Annotated in this window: 1 protein-coding gene and 1 pseudogene; both read left to right on the top strand. The window is 66.2% G+C overall.

Going from position 1 to position 1,561, the window contains the following annotated elements; all coding sequences use genetic code 11:
• Positions 1–463: pseudogene (locus E2C06_RS38335) on the top strand (hypothetical protein); the annotation flags it as partial.
• A 176-nt stretch (positions 464–639) separates the two neighbouring features.
• Positions 640–1,047: a hypothetical protein gene (locus tag E2C06_RS36375; RefSeq protein WP_133293371.1), complete on the top strand. Its 408-nt coding sequence runs from the start codon at positions 640–642 to the stop codon at positions 1,045–1,047.
• The last annotated feature ends 514 nt before the right edge of the window (positions 1,048–1,561 follow it).

Raw genomic sequence — 1,561 nt, 5'->3', positions numbered from 1 at the left:
CTCGCTCGCCGATTATGACCGCACCGACAACGGCAGCCTCTACAACGGCAGCTATGACGGTCGCTATTCGGTCGCCGACGTCACCTTCGGCTCGGGCAAGGACAGCGTCACCGTCGAGGGCATGGCGAAGCTGGTGCTGCATGCCGGCAGCGGGGCGGCGACCGCGGTTGGCGGCGGCGGCAGCGACCTGTTCGACGCGGGCACCGGCACCGGCAACTTCACCGGCGGGGCGGGCAAGGACACCTTCGTCTTCAACGCCCGTGACGGCCATGCCGTGATCCAGGACTTCACCGCCGGGGTCGACAAGCTGAAGTTCGCCGGCCTGACCAACGCCGATATCCATACCAAGACGGCGACCGAGGGCGGCGTCTCCGGCCTGCTGGTCACCTACGACGCGGCCGGCGACAGCGTCTTCCTGGCGCATGTCACTAAGCTGGCCGCGGCGGACATGATGTTCGCCTGAGGCCTTAGTCTCCGCCAGGTCCCGCACCCGGCAACCTCGAAAAGGGCGTCCCCGCGAGGGGGCGCCTTCGTTCGGTCAATGCCCACCGGTTTGATGCAGCGGAAGCCTCGGCCACCGGTGCCAGCCCGAGCCTCTTCGCAAACACTCAACCATCTTCTCGGGATCGGACTCCGACCATGGCTGATATCCTGCTCTTCCCTGCCGGACGGACCTCGGGTGCGGCGCATCGCACTGATGCGCCGCAACTCCAGCCGGCGGCCCTCGCAGCAGTTCCCGACGCCGAGGCATGGCCAGAGGACGACGCGGGAGACAACGGCGACCTCGAGATGGTAGCTAGTCTGGCCGCCGCCCCGTCACAGTCGCTCGCCGTTCTGGCGACCAAGATGGAGGTTTTGGTCGCCCGTCTTGCGCCTGACGACGATCCTGATGCCGGCCTATGTATGGCTGAGGTAAACCTGCTGCGGTCCGTGCTGCGCGATCTGCGCGCCTTTGTTGCGAATGCCGTCTGTGTTGCCCAAGGCGCCAACCTGTGGGCACCGGCCTCGACCGGAGCCAATCTCATGCAGGAAGTCGGCGCAAGCTGATGCACCCGGGTCGGATGTCTGAGGTCTCATATGGGTCAGATCTCGGACATCTGGTTCGCATTGCGACCATGCCCTTGCTAGGTATGGTCAATGCACGACGACATGAGTGACCAAGCTATCAAAACTGATGACAACGGCAAGGCCCAGAGCGGGCTGGACCGCGCTAGCAGGCTCCGTGAACGCATTCGGCTATCGCAGACCATCGCAGCCCAAAGGGCTCGCATCGAAGCAAGTGGCGGCAAGCCCAGCGAGGATGAGGCGGCCGGCCGCGGAAGACAGCGCGCCGTACTTCACCGCGTTGGTCGCCAGCTCGTGGCGGGCAGTAGACGCCTGGCCGTGTGATCGAAGCCGTCAATGCGGGTCCGAACCCAGACAGGGTGCGCTCAGCCAGCGGCTGCCAGCAGGCGGTCCTGCGCGTTGCAGAGCCGCGCCATCCGCCGCAGGTCCTGCTCCGACAGCCGCAGCGCCGCCTCGGCCCAGACCTCGACCACCTCGCGCAGCTCCTGCAGCGTCA

Origin of the sequence: Dankookia rubra, from assembly GCF_004355005.1 — a bacterium.
In the GTDB taxonomy this organism is placed as follows: Bacteria; Pseudomonadota; Alphaproteobacteria; order Acetobacterales; family Acetobacteraceae; genus Paracraurococcus; species Paracraurococcus ruber_A.
Note: the sequence above shows the minus strand (reverse complement) of the source record. Positions and strands in the feature narration are given on the sequence as shown.

What these genes read in the sequence shown, in the direction of transcription:
- E2C06_RS36375 (WP_133293371.1), top strand. Translation starts at nt 640, where the DNA reads ATGGCTGATATCCTGCTCTTCCCTGCCGGACGGACCTCGGGTGCGGCG.